The following is an 808-nucleotide window of genomic DNA, read 5'->3' on the forward strand; positions in this document are numbered from 1 at the left end:
CGTCGATCATCGCGCGCCGGTTGATGGACTGACGGCGGGATCAGGCGCCGGTCGATGGCGTGGCCCCGGGACCAGGCGCCGGTTGACGGATTGACCGCGAGATCAGGCGCCGATGCGGCGGAGCAGGCCTTCCTGGACGGCGCTGGCGATGTGGATGCCGTCGCGGGTGAACATGCGGCCGTTGGCGAGGCCGCGGCTGCCCGAGGCGGACGGGCTGGCGCTGTCGTAGAGGAACCATTCGTCCGCGCGGAACGGGCGGTGCAGCCACAGGGCGTGGTCGAGGCTGGCGCCGATGACGCCACCGGGGCCCCAGACCTCGCCGTGGACCGAGAGGACGGCGTCGAGCAGCGACAGGTCCGACGCGTAGGTCAGGGCGCATGCGTGGATCAGCGGGTCGTCGGGCAGGGTGCCGTTGATGCGCATCCACACGCGCTGCTGCTCGCTCGCGTCGCGGTCGCCGGGCGGGACCCAGCCGGGCGTGCCCAGGTAGCGGACGTCGATCGCCTGCGGGCCGGTGTTGTAGGCGGCCTCACGGTCGGGGTACTTCGCCAGCAGGTCGCGGACGGTCGGGGTGTCCTCGGGGCCCGGCACGCCGGCGGGGGCCGGGGTGTGGTGGTCGAGGCCCTGCTCGGTGACCTGGAACGACGCCGACATGAAGAAGATCGTCTTGCCGTGCTGTTGGGCGGTGGAGCGCCGCACGGAGAAGGAGCGGCCGTCGCGGATGGTCTCCACGGTGAAGTCGATGGGGACGGTCGGGTCTCCCGGGCGTACGAAATAGCCGTGCAGCGAGTGCACGTGCCGCGCGGGG

The 808-nt window shown here is 72.3% G+C and carries 1 protein-coding gene; it reads right to left on the minus strand.

Annotated elements, in window-relative coordinates:
- Positions 1-102: 102 nt before the first annotated feature.
- The coding region (locus tag RBH18_RS43885) for an acyl-CoA thioesterase (protein WP_306216451.1) at positions 103-808 on the minus strand (706 nt) is incomplete at its 5' end.

The sequence above is a fragment of the Actinoplanes oryzae genome (genome assembly GCF_030757795.1).
Classification (GTDB): Bacteria; Actinomycetota; Actinomycetes; order Mycobacteriales; family Micromonosporaceae; genus Actinoplanes.